Raw genomic sequence first — 19,087 nt, 5'->3', positions numbered from 1 at the left:
ATGAAGAGGAAAATGCTTAAAAGTGAATTAAGGCTGCATGGTTATTCCATGCAGCCTTATGACTTTCTGTGAAGAAATATCTTTTAAAAGAGCTGCTTATCATAGCAGCTCTTTTTTTATCTTGATGATCGATAATGAAAAATTCAAACAATGTCGTTAGCTATCCTTTTTACCTTTTATCATAACCAGTATCAAAAGCGCAAAAAGCACTGGAGCAGCTATTATCGGAGCCACAATAAGCGGAGATACGATAAATACATCGTTTGCAACATAAACCTTGTATTCTTCTTTTGTCTCTATCCTTTCTCCCCTGACAAGCAGTCTGTGAGAATTTATACCATAAGGTGTACAGGTAAAAAGCGTGCAGTAATCCTTGTCCGGATCGACCGTCAGATTCTCTATCTCATAAGGCTTTACAGTTTTTACCTGATCTACCTGATATGTGAGAATATCTGACATGACCGTAATGTAAAAGATATCCCCCGGTTCCATTTTGTCAAGGTCGGTAAAAAGCCTTGCACTGGGAAGTCCGCGGTGTCCCGACATAACAGAATGAGTACCTTTTCCGCCTACAGGCAGACTCGAACCCGGAAGATGTCCCACGGCGATCTGCAGGACATTATCGTCTACACTGTGATATATCGGAAGCTCCACCTTTATTTTTTCGATAGTCAGATATCCCATTATGCCTGTTCCAGTAATATCAAGAGTCTGATAATACCCTCTTACCTTTTCGGGAGCTATGATCGGATTCTCTGCGGAAGCTATCCTTCTGTTGTACTCGTTTGCCGCTTCCAGTATTTTATCGTGTTCCTCACTGCTGATCGAGTCCGATATCTCGTTGTAAGCCTGTATTGCTTTAGACTGGTGCATAGCGTTAATATGCTCGCTCACCGTCGGATACAAGAGAAGGAATATTCCTGTAAACAGTGCTGCAAAAGGCAGTGACTTTATAATGATACGCTTCATCAAAAGCTCCTTGAATTAAATTGCAGTGCAGCGGTGGAACTACCACCGCTGCACTATAAGTTCAGATATTTGCTTTGTTTTTATTGAACTGCTCAGTCTTCCTTAGTGCCCATTCTCTTCTTTGTAACTAGAAGAACTACGGAACCAGCTACGAGCATTCCACCTATGATGTAGAACAGCTTTGTGCCTATGCCACCTGTTGTGGGGAGAATAGAACCTTTTCTGTTAGTTATGGTTGTTGGGAACATATTATCAGCGTCCATAGCAGAAAATGCTGTAGAGTTTGAATTTGTCCATATTACTGAATATTCATTTATTGCTGATGTACCGATAGTAAATGAAATTTCATCAGCCTTGTTGTAACCTGTAGGAACGCCTGTTTCCTCAAGAGTATAATCCCCTGCGTTAAGACCTGTAAATGTAAGGATACCTGAATCATCAACTGTTGCGCTTACACTTACAACAGTATCTGTTCCGGCTATTGCAGCTGTCTGCTCTAATGCTGCAACTGGAGTCTTCGTATATTTAGTTGTCAAGCTATCATACAGCGCCTTTTGTTCATTAGTTAATGTTGTAGGATCTGTTGTAGTATAAGAGCCATTACTTAATTTCCAGTATGTTCCGTTGGTATTATCTTCTGTGAATGTTGCTCCCGATACGGTTTCAACCTTTTTTAGGTTAGCACCTGTAAGCTTGAATGTCGCCCCTTTTAATGGCTGACCGTCCTGATCTACCTTTTTGATCTTGATAGCAGTGGTATATGTATTTACCTTATCCTCGGGCGTTTCTCCCTTAGGTTCACCAGATGCGGGCTCATCGGGAGTCGTTCCGGGTGTTCCAGTATATGTAACATTAGGGTCATTGGAGTATATCAGTTTGGCTGTATTTGGATTACCAACAGTAGGTGAAGTATTTGCCTGTGAATTAAGTGTGGCGTTATATGTAATAGTTATAGGAGTTCCTGCAGCAATACTCTTTAAAGCCATATTATTACGAAAATCCTCAAATACTACCCTAATAGTTCCGCCGGAAATATCTAAATAATAATCACCTGTATCGGCATTTTCTATTGGTCCATCAGTATCTTCATTAAATGCTGTACCTGCTCCTGTACCATATTTTACCACCAATGAATTTATATTATATGTCAAGCCTGAAGATAATGTATCACTTACAATAAAGAAATACTTGTTATAGCCTGTCATATCTGGCACTTCAGTACTGATTTTATAATATACAACATCACCGATAGCAGCTGTATTGGCATCTTGTGGATTAGCACCAGTTGAATCGACTATCTTCTTTTCAAGCGTTGGAAGAGAGAATTTAGGTGTGATCGCAGGCGTATCTCCTCTTACCTCAAGAATATTTGCACTTCTTGCACTGCCTGTTAAAGATGCTGTCTCATCCTTAATAACATACCAACCGTCATCAAGACCTGTAGCTGTATAAGCTGAACCGGAACCATCTAATGCTGTGCCTGCGCCAGTAAATATATTGGCTGTATTAAACACTTTAGCCAAATCCTCTTTTTGAGCATCCGTCAAACCTTCAAGCATCGTTGCAAATTGTTCAGGAGATGTGGTAGAAGCATTAAAACTTGTAAACTTTGATGTACTATGAGCAGTATCAAAAGCAGTTAATGCAGTTGCCAACACATTTTTGTCCAATCCAGTAGCCCAAACCATCGCTGTAAGCTTGTCTCCAGATATCGTTCCTGTTATAATAGGATATGCCTTGTATACGTGTGTAACGCTATCGCCTGTTACTTTATTTACGGTTATAGTCGCCGCAAACGCCGTCATTCCAGTCATCGCCATGGGTGTTACTGCTAACAGACCTGCTGTCAGTATAGCTAATGTTCTTTTATTAGTTTTCATATAATTTACCTCCGTTTTCCATAATTTGTTTTCGTTTATATCCGCCTTTTCAGTTATCAGGAAGCCATTTCACACTCGCCTCCTTTTACGCCTGTACAAGGCGGATCCGCTGAATAATCCAATTGCTGTCAATATACTTCCGAGTATGTATATACTCGTTGTGCCTTGTCCTCCCGTCGTGGGAAGCGTGTACCATATGTACTTGTTTGTCACAAGTATCGGGGTGTTTGATGTGTTATTCGCAATATCATTTCCGCTGTAGGTCACGAGATAATTCCCATCACTGCTCATTAAATCATGAGTCGTAGAATTTTCGCTTATTAAATACTCATGATTTTCGGAATCAATCAAACTTATCTCTTCTATATGATATTTATACAGGGTATTGGCATCTTCTGTAGGCATATAATTTGATAAAGTTGAATCATAATTCTGCCAATGATACTTCCATGAATTGTCTGCTTTAAGAATTACTTCTCTTGCAGTAAAGCTGTTATCAGGTTCGTATCCTGTATCTGCAATGTTTATTGGCTGTGTTACGGAATTGTTTTCAAGATTGACGGCGTAATTGCTGAAGTTTGATACGTATTGACCGTTTTCTATTTTGTAGCCGTCTTTATTACCTGAAACAGGAGTTATTGACGTAGTTGTAATAGTTGTAATATCTGTAATCCGAACCTCATTTACTCTAAAGTTTCCATTTTGCCCTCCTTGCTCCGCATATGGAGTCTCAAAATAAATATACATTTTTGAAGTATCAGCATAATCAGGAATAGTAAAATTACTTGAAAAGGTATTCTGAACCCAGTAATTCTCCCCATCATGAGCAATATTAGTAGCACCTATCGGTCTAAATCTTTCATCATTATTACTACCGCCTTGCAAGTCTATAGATAGTTTAATATCTTCTGAACTGTTTTGACCATCACCCTGTACTTTGGCTTCAAATCTGTAAGTATGACCTTTTTGAAGAAAAGGAACGCTCATTTTTATGCCATCGTTTGTTGCATTTCTTTCTGCTACTCTAATATAGTAAAAATTATTATCTTTATCTTGAAGCCGCGTTGCATTGGCTGGATTATGCTCCATATCATAATCATTCAATGACCAATTATCCATGCCTTCACTGAAATTAGTATAATATACCTGTATATTGTTTGTTGAAGTACTTACTGTAGTCGCTCCGCTTATTGTAACAACACCGCCCTGACTGCTTGTCGTTTGCGGTGAGACAGTAACAGTTCGCTCTCCTTCAATTGCAGTAAATTCATCCATACGGAAATAAGTTCCACCTCTGAGCACAGAAGCTGTATAATCATTATTTTGAGGCAAAGTTTCAATCAATAGATACATATTGTATGGGTCAATTTTATCCGTCAATTTAATTGTACCCGTAAGCTGAGTCCATCCGTCTTCTGAAGAAATAGGCAATGACTGTGCGGTGCTGCCTAATAGTTTTAGAGGTTCATCATCACCAAGACCATTATTGAATGTCATTTTATAAACGTCATCTTGTGGACTTAGTATATATACACTGAATGTATAGGTCTTGTTAGCTTTGAACTTTGCAGGGTCAAGCATTAATTTTGCGCCGTTCCATGCATTTGTTCTGCCCTGAACGATCAATCCGTCGCCTTTGGCATAATCAGAATTACTGCTTGGTGTTACTTTAGTTTTAACCTCAACTACATGACCGTCATTATCTAAAACTTCATATGTAGGAGAAAGCGTATTGGTTACCCAACCGTTTGTACCTCTCGTGAAAGAGTGGTGAAGAAGAAGCAAGCTGTCCTTTGCATTATCAGATGTGACCTTAAATGTTACGGTATTAGCTTCATCAGCAAGATTCTGAACAACAAGTATTCCTTCATCTTCTTCAAACTTTACAAAAAGTTGGTCATCGAGACCGTTCTGATTTGAAATTGGAATTGGTGTACCGCTTCCGATCTGTTTTTGTGGATACTTAATGTCACCGTGGTAAATTTCCACACCTTCGGGAAGGGTATATGTTAATTCTGCGCTTCCGCCTGCATATACTCCATTTGTATCATATGTTTTTATATGATTTCCGCCTTCATCAAGGATGTTGACTGTAAGACTTGTTTTAGTGCTTTCTGTATAGCCAATCATTGATCTTGTGAGCCTGACCTTGACTTTCATGCCTGCATCGGTGCAGTTTTCCCACTTCTTCTCGACATAAATATCTGTTTTGCTTAAGTTTGTGTTTTTTATTACAAAATTATTGTTATCATCAACGCTGTATGAAGCCTTATAACCGGCAGGTACATTGATCTCTTCTATGCGGTAAGTATAATAATGATTACCATACTGTTCAAGAAGTCCCGTTATTGTTTTGCCGTTGCTCCATTCAGCTGGAGTAAGTGAGAAGTTACGGCTTTTTATCTCTTTTGTAGGATCATTCGGATCAGGAACCCAAAGTGCAACTTGCTTAACTTCACCATTTACAGTATCTGTACGCAATATCTTATACTTTAATGTGAAGTTATTTAATGGATCATTGTCAGCCAATTGCGGATCCCATGTCTTTTTTATGGAAATATCCGTAGTTTCTTGTTTGATCTGATTGTTGAATGTATAACTCTGGACCTCGCTCAACGCTTCTTCTGTACTTGACACACTGCCGTTGATGATAGGCGTTGATCCGGCGGCAGGATTTGGATTTTTGACAGTTTTAATAGTGACCTCAGAGAAAGTATTTGGGTCAAGCGGTATAGCCGAAGCATTTTCAGATGGAACGACTCCGACTTCAACTACCTTGAATACTCTGTTCTGATCAAGGTGTTCAAAAGTCTTTCTTTCGCCCTCTTTCAGAGTAAACTCTCCGTGATTATCGAAATCACTTGGCTGCACCCATTCATACTGGTCGGTATCACCTATTCTAACCTTTTCCCATACCTGGAAGCGATATCTGTAATCCTCGTAAAGTCCTTTTACAAGGTGATCCTGATAATCGACCTCTTTGGTAACTGTCAGAGATTTAAGTGTTGGAAGGTTCATATCGATTGCAAGGTTTGAGTAACATCCGCCTCGCTCAAGATAAAACATTTTGATATCATGGAGCGCACCATTTCCTGAGTTCCATGTTTCCCCAGCAGCATTAAAGAAATCACTGATAGGTTTCACTATCCATTTATTTCCTGCTTCATTCCAGCCTTTAGGAAGTATCGAAGAATCAAAGCTTGCAAAGACCTTATACGTATCGATCAACTCAGCCTTTGATTTACTTTCTGTGTTTTCAGGTGCATTATCCTGCACCCAGACATAACCGTTAGTAAAATCGATAAGACCTTCAGCAGGTTCATGGATACCGCCGATATCAAGAACAAGAACACCGTCAACGAATACCCACATATCATCATCACCGCTGTATCTGAAAACTATAGGTTGATTATTAGTAGGTGTATTAATGAATTTAGTTTCCATTGTCATTCCGAAATGGTGATTGAATCCACTACCGTAGGTTTCTGCATTCGCCTGATAAAAACGATTTCCGTCCCAGTTAGGATCTCTTTTTCTTGTATCATACTCATTGAACGGGAAAAAACCTATTCCCATTTCATATCCGTTATCTGAAGGGTATGTTACAGGATTATCTTTTATCAGGTTTTCATCGTTTTTTCTGTGATGATCATCGTTTATGATATGATATGTTCCGTTATATATGGTAAAATTGTGGGAATCTGTGTCAAAATATGCATAATTCTCGTTACTGTCATAAACAAGGTGTCTAACACCGTTTTGTGTTACTTCTTTCAGAAAGTGATTGACATCAGTATAGGTTGTCTTGTAGTCGGCAGCATCAAGATAATTTGGCTTGAAAAGATAATCGAGACTGTGGGCAGCATTATTATTCATTACAGGATAGCCGTCATCTCCAAGCTTATTTTTTACTATCTTCTGAATTGGTCTGTTGCCTGATTGATATGAATCAATATTGTAATCGCCTGAGTAATAGTTCTTATCGTGAGTACCAGGACGATAAGTAGGTATCTGATTTCCATTATCATCTAGGTAATTACCCGTTGCTTCACCATGCGGAGGCGGAGTACCATAAGCAAAAAACAGAATATCGTCATTATAATTTCTGTCTGTATTGATTCCGTTATATATTATGTTGTAATGGTCGGATACCGGATTTCCATTTGAGTCATTCTTAGTACTTAGATTATAATTATTTGCAGGACCTTCAAGTTCGCTGTTGCCATAATCAAACAGCGTAAATTTGATACCTTCTGCAATGTTGTCTATGGTCTGGATAGGCGTCGGATTATCACTATCCTCGATTCTCCTCTCACCTGTATCGTTATCCAATGGCCTTATCTCGTTGTCAAGTGCAAGCATAGGTAAATCAGTAAATATATCTTCCTCAGCTTGGTCATAAACTTTTCTCGAAGGAACATTGCTGATTGCATAATATTCGTCGTCGAATTCGCTTTCCGGATCATTGCTGATCTCGAACATCTCCTCATTTTCGTCATAACAAAGCATTGTGTGCAAATGCTCGTCATCCCCGCAAACAAGGACTTTCTCCCAGCACTCGTCCGTATGAGTATGCTCCTCGTTTTCCTCAAGTCCGCAAACAAGCCTGTATTCGTAGCATTCATCAGTATGCTCATGCTCTTCTAAGCCGCACAGCGGTTCGTTCACCATAGTGATTACCGTATCGCGGAGCTCCCAGAGGACTCCCGATGAAACAAATACTGACAATACAAGCAGCAGCGAAACCATACGCCGTCGCTTAACACTGTTTTTATGAATTATCTCATAAAAACTGTCGAAATAGTTTTTCATCTATTTCACCGTTCCCCTTTCCGCGATTATTTCTTTGACCAGACCTTAAAAAGCACCCTTCCTACTATCTGGTCTTTCCCTACGCAGCCTATCGCCGAACTTCTGCTGTCCACAGAGCTTTCGCGCTGATCGCCGAGTATAAAGATCTTATCTTCGGGCACCTGGTAAGGAAATTCTATTTCACATCTTCCGAGCTCCTTTTCCTCGACATAAGGCTCGTTGAGGAGCTCTCCGTTGACAAAGACGTTTCCGTCGGCGTCCATATCTATTATGTCCCCTGAAAGACCGATAACGCGCTTCAGCAGCGACTTATTCTGCCATGAAACGCAGCACATCTCTCCGTATGTCACCTTGTCCGACTTTACAAGTACGAGTATATCTCCTTCTTTTAAAGTAGGCTCCATACTGCTTCCTGCAACCTGAACGACCGGGAAGAACAGCGTAGATACCAGTACTGCCACAGCAGCCACAACAATAAGCACGGAAACTGTGCTGAACAAGGTGCTTCTGAACTTTTTCCTGTAATTGATATTTTTAAGCTCCGCTTCGACCTGTCCGACCGAAGGCATAGTTTCGGGAGCTTTTCTTCTTACTGACATAATCCATTATCCTTTTTCGATAGTATTTACAGCGGAAGCTTTCTTTTCGGCTTCAGAAATGATCTCTTCAGCCCGTTTTTCCGCTTTTTTTATGATTTCCTCTGCTTTTTTCTCAGCTTCAGCGGAAGCTGCAAACTCAAGCTGCGACATATAATCGTCTGCTGTTTTCTGCGCTGCTTCAAAAAGCCCGCTGAGTCTTGCAGCAACCTCTGCAAGAGAGCCTGCATTGCTTATTTTCAGCTCCTTATCGCTGAGCTTTTGTCGGAGCTCTTCGATCTCCTTAGTGAGCTCCTCCTGTTTTTTTTGATATTCATATATTATATATATCAGATCGTTCCTTTTCAGGTGTTTAAACTCTTTATCAGTCATGTTTTTACTCCATTGAAAGCTAAGTTATATAAGAATTCTATGTAGTTATATTATACCATTCGTTATAATAAATAGTCAATAGAATTTATATTTTATTAACAAGTGATAAACGTTTTTTGTCATAAAGCACCAATATTCACAAACTCCTTTGTGTGCTTTAACTACAGGAAACAGGCACACTTTTTATACAGAATGAACAACTTTACAATATTATACTATCAGGAGTGGCATTAACATCTCGTTAATCCTTTGTTATTAATTTTGAAACGATTTGGCGATTTGCCCAAATAAAATCTTTCGCATTGTTATCAATGCCGAAATTAGGCACTTTGCAAAGTTTGTTCACAATTTTTGATTGACTTGCCCAAAGCTTTGAAAGTATAATATATACATAGAACTGTGCATTGATTTAAATTATTCCGATCTCTTTATGTAACAAGAAATAAAAAAATGTATTAACTCGCAGTAATATTACCAAATGTAAAATTGAAAGGCTGTGTCAGATGATGGATGAAAAAAATACTACCGAACAGAATACGGAGCCGAAAAGCCTCAGAAACGCCTTTGCAAAAGCTCTTTTCAGCACGATATGTTCCATTGTTACTGCCGCAGCTGTTATCGTACTTGTCTGCAACTTCATTTTTCCCGTTTTCAGAGTAACGGGCAGCGGCATGGAGCCGACACTGTCGAAGGGACAGACAGTCCTCTGCAATAAGTCTACGGACATAAAAAAAGGCGACATTATCGCTTTCTACCACAACAAAAAGGTGCTTATAAAACGAGTTGTCGCAGTCTCAGACGACATTATAGATATTAGCGGCGACGGAAGTGTTGAGCTTAACGGGAAAAAGCTGGATGAACCGTATATAAGCAAAAAATCCCTGGGCGAATGTGATATTTCGTTTCCGTTTACAGTTCCCGACAGCAGATACTTCGTTATGGGCGATGAAAGAGAAATCTCCGTGGACAGCCGTTCAACAGCTGTTGGCTGTGTGGCGGAAGAAAACATCATCGGAAAAGTATATTTCGCAGTAACGCCTTTTGGCTCAATGGGTAAGATAAAATGAAGAACAGGCGCAGTTTGCTTATCAATATCGCACTTTTTGCCGTCTTTGCAATAGGTCTGTGCATAATGCTCTATCCCTCGTTCAGCAACTGGTGGAACTCGGGCAAGCAGTCGAGAGCTATCGCTGTTTACGATCAGACTGTAAGCGATATGGACAATTCGGTCAAGGATATGCTCCTTGAAAGAGCTGAGAAGTACAACAACGAGCTTGCGGCACTTTCCGCTCCTCTCAGCGACTATAAAAAGATAAAGGGCTACGAACAGGCTCTTGATATTACAGGTACGGGAATAATGGGATATATAGATATCCCCAAGATAAATGCGTATCTTCCCATATATCACGGAACCAGCCCCGAGGTGCTCAATATTGCTGTGGGACACATCGAAGGAACAGCTCTGCCGATCGGCGGAAAGGGACGCCATTCGGTAATATCCGCACATCGGGGACTTCCGTCCGCAAAGCTGTTTACTGATATCGACAAACTCACGGAAAACGATACTTTCAGTATCACTGTCCTTGACGAGGTGCTGGAATATGAGGTCGATGAAATAAATACGGTGCTTCCCCATGAAATGGACAAACTCGCACCGATACCCGATATGGACTGCGTTACTCTGATGACCTGCACTCCTTACGGGATAAATACTCACAGGCTCCTTGTAAGAGCACACAGGATAGAGAGCGAGCAGCCCCACACAGTAAAGGTCACGGCAGACGCCGTGCCTGTGGACGAAATAAAAGTGCTCCCGTTCATAGTCATTCCTGTTATCATACTTCTGATACTCTACTGGATAATATCCGGCAGGATAAAAGACCGCAAAAAGAGGTGATGTCATGCTAAAAACGCGTAAAAAGCTCCTTGGATTTTCTTCGTGTGTTTTTTCAGTATTTCTTGTTATTCTTATGCTCATGCCTTTTTCGGGCATATGCGATACTGAAAACAACCGTTCCATAACCCTTATCTGCCGAAAGGACAGCACTATCCTGACAGGCATGAAATGGAAGCTTTACAGGGTAGGAGTTCGTACTGACAGCGGCTTTGCTCTTTCGGGGGATTTCGCTTCGTACCCCATTGATTTCAATGAAATTACAGAGGAAAATGTTGCTCAGAAGTCAAAAACTCTTGAAAGCTATGCGGTTGCGGACGGATTGGCTCCCATCGGAAAAGGTGAGACCGACAAAAACGGCAAACTCAGGTTCAGCGGACTAAGCAGCGGTATCTACCTTGCTGTGGGACGTATCCTCAGGGTTGGAAATACCTACTATGTTCCCTCCTCCCTGCTCCTTGAAGCTGATGATACCGACGTTTCGTTCAGCTACGACGTATATCCCAAGTTCTCATATGCAACCCTTGGCGGCAGCGTCGGTTCGTACACCGTTAAAAAGGTCTGGATAAATGATACTCCCGAAAGCATAGCACACCCCACATACGTTACCGTTGACCTCTTCCGGAATGAGGAGCTTTACGATACGGTTGTACTGAATGAGGAAAACAACTGGATCCACCAGTGGAAAGACCTCGAACCGATAAACGACTGGCACGTTGTCGAGCGTGATATCCCCGTTGATTATGATGTAATAATCGACTTCAACAGCACTCAGTATCTCATAAAAAACAGCTACAAGCAGAAAGATACGACGCCTGCAACGACCACAGTTTCAACAGGCACGACAACTGTGACTTCAACTTCAACTGATATCGGACAGACTACGAAAACATCTACTACTGCAACTGCAACAACAATTACAGCCGTCACAAAACCGCCTGTCACTACGGTAAAACTTCCGCCGCTGGTACAAACGGGACAGCTGTGGTGGCCTGTACTCCCCCTCGGCGCAGGAGGGATACTGCTCATCTCGCTGGGCTCGCTCATAAAAAGCAAAAAAGAAGATAAGGAATAACAAAAAAACATCTTCAGTATTACGTTACTGAAGATGTTTTATTGCGTTTTGCAGCCTCTGACTGCGACCCTTGCCTGTCCGCTGAGGTTACAGGTGAAAAGAGTGATATCCCAGTCGGTGCTTTTTCCGCTTATCATTCCCTCAGAATCAGAGCCGTCGATAGCTCTTATCTCCTCCACATGATAATTATAGACTTTTCCGCCCGAATCGGTGAATATTATATCGTCTCCTGCGCTGAGATCACCGATATGTCCGAAATGGCTGCTGAAATTATGAGCTGCGATGATAAGATCGTTTCCGGAAGCGCTTCCGCTGAAACGACAAGGGGAAATATTCAGGTCATCATAGTTGCAGCTGTCACATACGGGGAGCTCGATATCAAGTGTAGGGAGCGAGATGACTCCGCAGTATTTCTGCCCGTTCAGAGCTATAGGTTCAGGTTTTGTATTTGCCGATGAAGCTTCCTGCTCATAAGGAGCATATATGTCATCGGCAGGATTGCCTGTGCTCATGTTACTGTTGGCGGAGGTCTCGGGAATAAGCTGTTTAAGCTCCGATAAGACCTCCTGAGAGCGTTTGTTTGCAGTTCTGTCCTGCAATATATTGTATATGCAAAGCGAAATTGCCGCAAGAAGCAGAACCGAGCCGCTCAGTATAAATATCCTTTTTATTGCTTTCATTATGTTTTTCCTGACACATTTATTGTTTTACAAGCAGATTATATCACTATTGCGTGCTGTTGTCAATATAATATAGTGTATTGTTTATCTTGTCTTCCAATATTTAGATCCCCCCAATTCTGATCGGAGGGATCTGAATATTTAATATAAGTATAAACCTCTCTCCGGTTATGATATCAGAGATAGTTTTCAAAAGATGAACCTGTATAATATACAATACTATCGAATACGCGCTTGAATTCGTTTACCTCCAGCAGGAAAAGTCCGCCCGATGTCAGGGGATCATCGGTTCCGCTGACACATCTGTAAACTGATAACCAGTCGTTATGGAACTCGTTATCTTCATGATTGATAAAGCTGTATCCCCAGTTTTTATGGTAAACATTGGGATTTTTTTTGAGATCCGGCAGGTTTATGCCATGAGGATTGCGAATAACAATATATCTCTTTTTGTCATAATCCATTACGCCAAGTATCGAATACGCATGATTTACAGACAATCCCAATGTATTTTCATAATAATTTTTGTCTCCCGCTTTTGCTCGTATGATCTCTTTGCCTTTGCTGTCCTTCACAGTATTTGAATAGATGGAACAGCACGTTGGATGCTTATTTGCGGCAAGTGCGATATTCCATATTTCATTTATAGTCATTTTGGAAAGCGTTTTTGTGGTTACAAGTTCTGTATGCATGATCTCCTTTAATGCATCTTCGGGACTGCCGCTTCTGATAAGTCCGGAAACAATACCATTTTTGTCATCTGTCTTTGTACCTGAGAACATATTAGGGCGATCAGTTGAAGTCCTTTCAAGGAACTTGGCATATGCCTTTTCGTATACGGCTGCCCAACAGGAATCCCAGCTTTCCTTTGTTCCTGTGATACGCTTTCCATACGTTCTGATATCTTTTTCCTTAGCACCGCAGGCACCGTAATTAAAGCCTGTTGAAGTATTGACGAGAACTTCTTCCGAAACAACGATATGCTGGATACTCTTTTTCTTATCGCTCCATGACGCTGTTGATTCAGCGCCTGAACCCGGAACGTAGAAATCGATAGAATGCCATGGTGTGTTAGGTTGCTTGGAGCCTGTGTTCCTGCCTGAACTTATATATCGCATTGCAGTCTTATTCTGTATATAGAACGGATTGACATATGCTACCGAGCAGAGCGCCGCAAGAAAATAGCAGTCGCCGATACTGTTCTGGCAAACATCGCTCCACATAGCTATCTCATTGAAAAAATAACCCTTATCACGCCATTGCATTCCCGAAGGTGTATGAGGACCGTCATTTTTATCAACTTTGTTTAGTGACTTTGCAGCTTTAGCTAATGTTGCCTTTGGTATTCCTGCCGCTTTTTTCATCAGCAGGACGCTGACTGCACGCTTGCGCTTTTCAGCCTGTGTAAGTTCCTGTGAAGTCGATGAATCGGGCTTCTTCGCAGTTGCTGTTCTGGCAGCTGTCATCGGAGCGTTCAGCTTTGTAGTTCTTCTCTTTTCGGGTCTTGCGTACTTTTCAAGGAATGCTGTCAGACGCTTTTCTGCTTCTTCTTCGGAAAGACAGCAGGCATTGCCATTCGCATCCACGCCGTCATATGGTGACTGCAGAGGCGAATCACTGCTAATGTAGCCTTCCTTTGTTATTCCGAAGCATTCAGCCATTGTATCGATTACGTCCTTCTTGGTTGTCCAGTTAATGCTTTTGCCCGCAACTGTTTCCGCAACACTGTAGGGATTCGGGCAGCCGACTGTATAAGCCTGTTCATTGTTTGTCATAATGATCCTCCTTTTCTAAAAAGAAATAAATAAGTTTTGGGTTGGTATTGTTCTGTGTACACCTGATAGTGTTTGCTATAGCATGAATGCTTCTGTCAGTGTTTTTCATATAAAGGAAATGAAACAAATAAGAAAAATCATAAGGGTATTCTTAATTGGCTTGCCCGGGCGCCTTCGGGTCTGAACCTGTTATGTTTGGTATGATCATATATTATCACAATCATGCGAACTTTATAAGATGTCATTTGTCACTATCAGAATGACATTTGTCATTTCCTTTGTGACAAATGACTGCAGCACAGTAAAATGATAATAACAAGCAAAAAACAGCCATAGAGAAGCGTAAGCTTCCCTATGGCTGTTTTATATTTACATTGACCGCAATTATTATCACTTAACGGAAGTTCCGCCTGTCAGCGTACCGCCATATGCAGCAAGCTGCGTCTGGTCAAGCTGCTGGAAGTAGGTCGAACCGCTGAGAGTTCCGCCTGTATAGAAGGAAGCTCCGGATGTATTTGTGCCTCCTGCCTTGAGCTGGCTGACTGCCTTGTCAACTATAAACGAAACTATGACCTTTCCGTCGCTGCCAACAAGTGAAAGCCTTGTATTAGCGCTGACACTGGACGAAGCCGTTACGGAAGCTGTCATCTCACTGCCGCCCATGCTCATGCCGCCGGAAGGACAGTTGGATACCCATGTTCCGCCCTTTACGGTGATAGTGCTGCCGCCGTCGCCGCAGTCAAAGGGCTCGTTGCCGTTTGATACGATATATCCGCCGTTTATCTCGATATTACCGTTGGAATCATAACCGTCATGGTCGCCGTTCGCAGCATTTACTATAGCAAAACCGCCGTTGAACTGCATAAGGTAGTTTGCGGAATTACCGCCGCCGAAGCCGCCGCCTCCGAAACCACCGCCGCCTTGTCCCCAGGGCATACCCGGATTACCCATGCCCGAACCGTCGCTGCCGCCTGCTGCATTGAAGCCGTCGTCAGTTGAGTTAACGATGACAGAACCGCTGTTCTGGTAGATCTTCTGAGCTTCGATACCCTCATAGCACTTTTCAACATATACAACGATATCGTCGTATTTTCCGCTGTTCTTCGTGCCGATAGTAAGGTCATGGTCTGCGTGTGCGCCGTCGTCAGCAGAGGAAAGTTTAAGCTCGCCGCCTGTGAGATTCATGCTGCCGCCGCAGTGTATACAATCATCGGAAGAATCAATAGTAATTTTACCGCCGTTGATATCTATATCTCCTGCACTCTGCCATGTTGTGCCTGCCTCGTCATAAAGACCTACAGCCTTTATACCCTTTGCCGAGATATCGGTCTTGTTGGAGTTTCCGTCCATACCGAAGCCGCCGAAACCGCCTCCGCCGCCCGGTCTGCCGCCGAAGCCGCCCTGCTGTCCTCCCTGCTGACCGCCGGCAGCTGCACCGCTTCCTGTAAAGGAGCTGCCCTCATAGGTCTTGACAGTCAGGTCGCCGCCGTTCATAACGAAATACTGCTCGGCGGAGATGCCGTCTGCATAGGAATCAATATTAACAGTACCGCCGTTGATGGTCACAAGTCCAAGCTGCTTTGCAGTTGATGAAACATCTGTAGATGTAGCCTTGATACCGTCGCCTGCTTTGGTCTTTACAGTAACAGAGAGCGATGAGTAGTCTGTCTCTGTGCCGTCAGATGATGTATTGCCAATGGTAACGCTGTCCTTTCCGCGGATACCGTCGTCAGCAGCGTTTACCACCAGTGTGCCGTTATATATTTTTATATCATCCTTGCCCACGATAGCGTCAGCAGCATTGCCGTTTACGGTTAGCTTGCCCTTGCCCTTGAACTTGATATCGTCCTTAGAGTAAATAGCTCCCGTATCATTATCTGCATTCGTGTAGTTCGTACCGTCAGAGATCGTATTTTCAGTGCCGTTCTTTGCAGCAATAACGACCTCGTCCGCAATAGAAGCTACGTATATAGGCGAAGTTTCGGTATTCGTAAGGCTCATTCCGCTGAGATCAAGCTCAACGACGCCGTCCGGATATGCGGTCTTGTCAACATCAACAACGATCTGTCCGCCTGTCATTTCACCTGTTACTGTGAAAATACCGGGCTTGGAAATAGTACAGACATTATTCTCGACTTTCGCCTCCGAAGCCGCATTGGTAATCATTCCCGAGTCAGAAAGGATTATTGTGAGTCCGTCGGAAGGTGTAACAGGCTCAACTGCCGTTCCGCTGCCTGCGCCCGATGGATCAACATTATCGAATACCGTTACAAGACTGAGCTGGAACTGCGTCTGCTTGCCGTCGGTATGAGTTACAGCCGCACCTGTGGAAAGGTTCTTGAAGCTGCATGATTTTGCTCCGTTTATGGACTTGTCGCTGATAAGAACGTACTTGAACTTCTTGGTGTACTTCACATCGAGACTGCCTGTGACTATGGAGTTGTCCTTCTTCCATGTGCCGTCCTTCTCGTTTGAAGCGTCGTCGATACAGTTGAGGAGAGCTGAGGTCTGTGTAGTACCGCTCATAAGCTTTTCATCAGCCTGATTATCGGTAGCAGTAGCAATCACAGTACCGCCTGTGATATTGATGCCTGTTACTGCTGTAAGACCTCTGTCGCCGCCTGCAACGAGTATGCCGTCGCTGATGTCGATAGATGTCTCAGCCTGAACAGCGTCATTGCCTGCCTTTATTCGGGTAATACCGCCCGAAACTGCAACAGCGTCCTTTGTGGACCTGATACCGTCGCCTGCAGCGTCTATATCAAGAGTACCGCTCTTTATTGTTACAGACTTCTTAGCCTTTATACCGTCGGTCTTTGTCTCGGAATTACTTGTTGTGATACTGATAGTACCGCCGTTTATCTTGATGTCGTTGTTACACGAAACAGCGTCCTGAGTATTGGCTGTGATATTGAGGATTCCGTTACCCTTTTCGCCGCCTTTTATGGTCATGTCATCCTTGGCTTCGATCACGGCTGCCTTGGCAAAATCGCCTGCATAAGCTGTATCACCGTCAGTGACAGTGTTCTCAGTGTCATCAACTATATTGACAGAGGTATTCTCTGCATTTGTGACAAGAATAGCAGGAGCACTCCTGCCTGTGATATTTACTCCGTTAAGGAAAATCTTTACAGTTTCGGGATCGGCAGTCTCGTCGGGAATATTGACGTTTATCTGACCGTCGTCAAGAGTTCCGTCGATGTAGAACTCGCCCGAATGTGTGATAGTAACGGTCGTACCGTAAACTGTTGCATTTTCACCTTCAACCTCGATAGATGTGTTCCTGAGGTGTATCTTTGTTGCGTCAGCAACAGGCTGCTGTGGATCATCGGTCCTGCCGCTGCTGAGTTCGCCCTTGCCAAGAAGGTACATCTGGATAGCAAGTGCGTCATTGTTGGAAACACCGTCGTTTGCGCCGTTGCAGTCAGCATTTTTCCAACCCTGCTCAGTTATGGCGTTCTTATCAGTGCCGCCTCTGCCGTACTTGTTAGGGTTTGAAAGAGCCTGCATTATCATTACTGCGTCAGACATATCAACTCCGCCATCGCAGTTTGCGTCGCCGACAATTGCAGAGACTTCATTCTCCGCGGCAAAGCTGATGACCGGAAGTGAAGAAGCTGCAAGACATACAGCAGAAAGTCCTGCAAAGATTTTTTTGAAGCCGTGGTTTTTCATAATTATCATTCTCCTTTTTTATATCCCCCAATTGAATATAATGCACCTCATGTGCTTTTTTTCTACATTTTCATTATACATTGCAAAACTGAATTGGCGCTGAAAAACATTGTGAATGATATAAATACAACGTTATCATCTTGTGAAATATAAGTGAAAGCTTTTTATGGCTCCATAAAAATAAAAACTGACAGCATGAGCAAAGAAATACTCCTTCAAATATTATGTTCGATTTTTCACTTTAACTGCTAATTATTATAATATAAAGCAAAAAACGCCCAGTCACATATGTTTTTATAGCAAGAATGTACTTGATATCGTTCTGTAAAATGCTATAGAATATGCATAGACAGATATATTATTAATTTATGGGGGACTACTAAAATTCGTTCTTAATAAAATGCTGCAATGAGTTTTGCAGACAAAAACAAAGGAGTGATTTTAGTGAAAACGTCCAAAATCAAAAAGATCATCAGCGGCACCGTTTCAGCGTTGATGGTCGCATCAAGCATCCCGTTTGTCGCTTCTGCAGCCGATCAGCAGACACGCGGAAATGTCGGCGGATACGACTATGAGATGTGGAACCAGAACGGTCAGGGGCAGGCTTCAATGAACCCCGGTGCAGGATCATTCACCTGTTCATGGAGCAATATTGAAAACTTCCTGGCTCGTATGGGTAAGAATTTCGACAGTCAGAAAAAGAACTACAAGGCTTTCGGAAACATCGTCCTCACTTACGACGTAGAGTACACCCCTCGCGGGAACTCCTATATGTGCGTATACGGCTGGACAAGAAACCCTCTCATGGAGTATTACATCGTTGAAGGCTGGGGCGACTGGAGACCACCCGGAAACGACGGTGAGAGGAAAGGTAACGTTACCCTCAACGGAAATACCTATGAAATTGCCAAAACAATGCGCTACAATCAGCCCTCTCTCGACGGTACATCTACTTTTCCACAGTATTGGAGCATAAGAACTACAAGCGGTTCGGCAAACAATCAGACCAACTACATGAAGGGCACCATTGACGTATCCAAGCACTTCGACGCATGGTCACAGGCAGGACTCGATATGTCAGGTACTCTCTATGAAGTATCCCTTAATATCGAGGGATACAGATCAAACGGTTCAGCAAATGTTAAGAGTGTTACTGTTACCACAAATGCAACTGACGACCAGATGGGTCAGCAGACCGGCGGCGGTCAGGGCGGCGCAGGCGGCTTCGATATGAGTCAGTTTGGCGGTCAAGGCGGCGCAGGCGGCTTCGATATGAGTCAGTTTGGCGGTCAGGGCGGCGCAGGCGGCTTCGATATGAGTCAGTTTGGCGGTCAAGGCGGCGCAGGCGGCTTCGATATG

General features: G+C 42.8%; 12 protein-coding genes. 4 read left to right on the top strand and 8 right to left on the bottom strand.

Going from position 1 to position 19,087, the window contains the following annotated elements:
- Nucleotides 1-156 precede the first annotated feature (156 nt).
- The 5 genes from IKW96_RS09440 to IKW96_RS09420 form a co-directional block, all read right to left on the bottom strand.
- Entirely contained in the window at nucleotides 157-969 is an 813-nt protein-coding gene (locus tag IKW96_RS09440; protein ID WP_296573684.1) for a class C sortase, read from the bottom strand.
- Nucleotides 970-1,061: 92 nt separating this feature from the next.
- Entirely contained in the window at nucleotides 1,062-2,849 is a 1,788-nt protein-coding gene (locus IKW96_RS09435) for an isopeptide-forming domain-containing fimbrial protein (RefSeq protein WP_296573681.1), read from the bottom strand.
- Between the two features lie 69 nt (nucleotides 2,850-2,918).
- Complete coding sequence (locus IKW96_RS09430; RefSeq protein WP_296573678.1) at nucleotides 2,919-7,661, bottom strand: fibro-slime domain-containing protein; 4,743 nt, start codon at nucleotides 7,659-7,661, stop codon at nucleotides 2,919-2,921.
- Between the two features lie 26 nt (nucleotides 7,662-7,687).
- The gene (lepB, locus tag IKW96_RS09425) at nucleotides 7,688-8,260 is read right to left on the bottom strand and encodes a signal peptidase I (RefSeq protein ID WP_296573675.1); all 573 of its coding nucleotides are present in this window, start codon (nucleotides 8,258-8,260) and stop codon (nucleotides 7,688-7,690) included.
- A 6-nt stretch (nucleotides 8,261-8,266) separates the two neighbouring features.
- Nucleotides 8,267-8,629 carry a hypothetical protein gene (locus IKW96_RS09420; RefSeq protein WP_296573673.1) on the bottom strand — a complete coding sequence of 121 codons (363 nt, stop codon included), beginning with the start codon at nucleotides 8,627-8,629 and terminating at the stop codon, nucleotides 8,267-8,269.
- Between the two features lie 503 nt (nucleotides 8,630-9,132).
- Here IKW96_RS09420 and lepB (IKW96_RS09415) point away from each other — a divergent pair.
- From lepB (IKW96_RS09415) to IKW96_RS09405, 3 genes are read left to right on the top strand one after another with little or no spacing between them, the layout of a single operon-like run.
- Entirely contained in the window at nucleotides 9,133-9,696 is a 564-nt protein-coding gene (gene lepB / locus IKW96_RS09415; RefSeq protein ID WP_296573671.1) for a signal peptidase I, read from the top strand.
- Nucleotides 9,693-10,526: a class C sortase gene (locus tag IKW96_RS09410; protein ID WP_296573668.1), complete on the top strand. Its 834-nt coding sequence runs from the start codon at nucleotides 9,693-9,695 to the stop codon at nucleotides 10,524-10,526. The genes lepB (IKW96_RS09415) and IKW96_RS09410 overlap by 4 nt, the downstream gene beginning before the upstream one ends.
- Nucleotides 10,527-10,530: 4 nt before the next feature.
- A complete protein-coding gene (locus IKW96_RS09405; protein ID WP_296573663.1) occupies nucleotides 10,531-11,598 on the top strand; it encodes a Cna B-type domain-containing protein in 1,068 nt (355 codons plus the stop codon).
- A 38-nt stretch (nucleotides 11,599-11,636) separates the two neighbouring features.
- Here IKW96_RS09405 and IKW96_RS09400 read toward each other — a convergent pair whose 3' ends face one another.
- From IKW96_RS09400 to IKW96_RS09390, 3 genes are all read right to left on the bottom strand, one after another.
- A complete protein-coding gene (locus IKW96_RS09400; RefSeq protein ID WP_296573660.1) occupies nucleotides 11,637-12,278 on the bottom strand; it encodes a sortase in 642 nt (213 codons plus the stop codon).
- Between the two features lie 176 nt (nucleotides 12,279-12,454).
- Entirely contained in the window at nucleotides 12,455-14,053 is a 1,599-nt protein-coding gene (locus IKW96_RS09395; protein WP_296573657.1) for a hypothetical protein, read from the bottom strand.
- A gap of 390 nt (nucleotides 14,054-14,443) precedes the next feature.
- The gene (locus tag IKW96_RS09390) at nucleotides 14,444-17,728 is read right to left on the bottom strand and encodes a carbohydrate-binding domain-containing protein (protein WP_296573655.1); all 3,285 of its coding nucleotides are present in this window, start codon (nucleotides 17,726-17,728) and stop codon (nucleotides 14,444-14,446) included.
- A 444-nt stretch (nucleotides 17,729-18,172) separates the two neighbouring features.
- On the opposite strand from IKW96_RS09390, the gene IKW96_RS09385 reads away from it, so the two are divergent.
- A partial coding sequence (locus tag IKW96_RS09385) for a glycoside hydrolase family 11 protein (RefSeq protein WP_296573652.1) occupies nucleotides 18,173-19,087 on the top strand: 915 nt, incomplete at its 3' end.

The sequence above is a fragment of the Ruminococcus sp. genome (assembly GCF_017549005.1).
GTDB lineage: Bacteria > Bacillota > Clostridia > Oscillospirales > Ruminococcaceae > Ruminococcus.
Note: the sequence above shows the minus strand (reverse complement) of the source record. Positions and strands in the feature narration are given on the sequence as shown.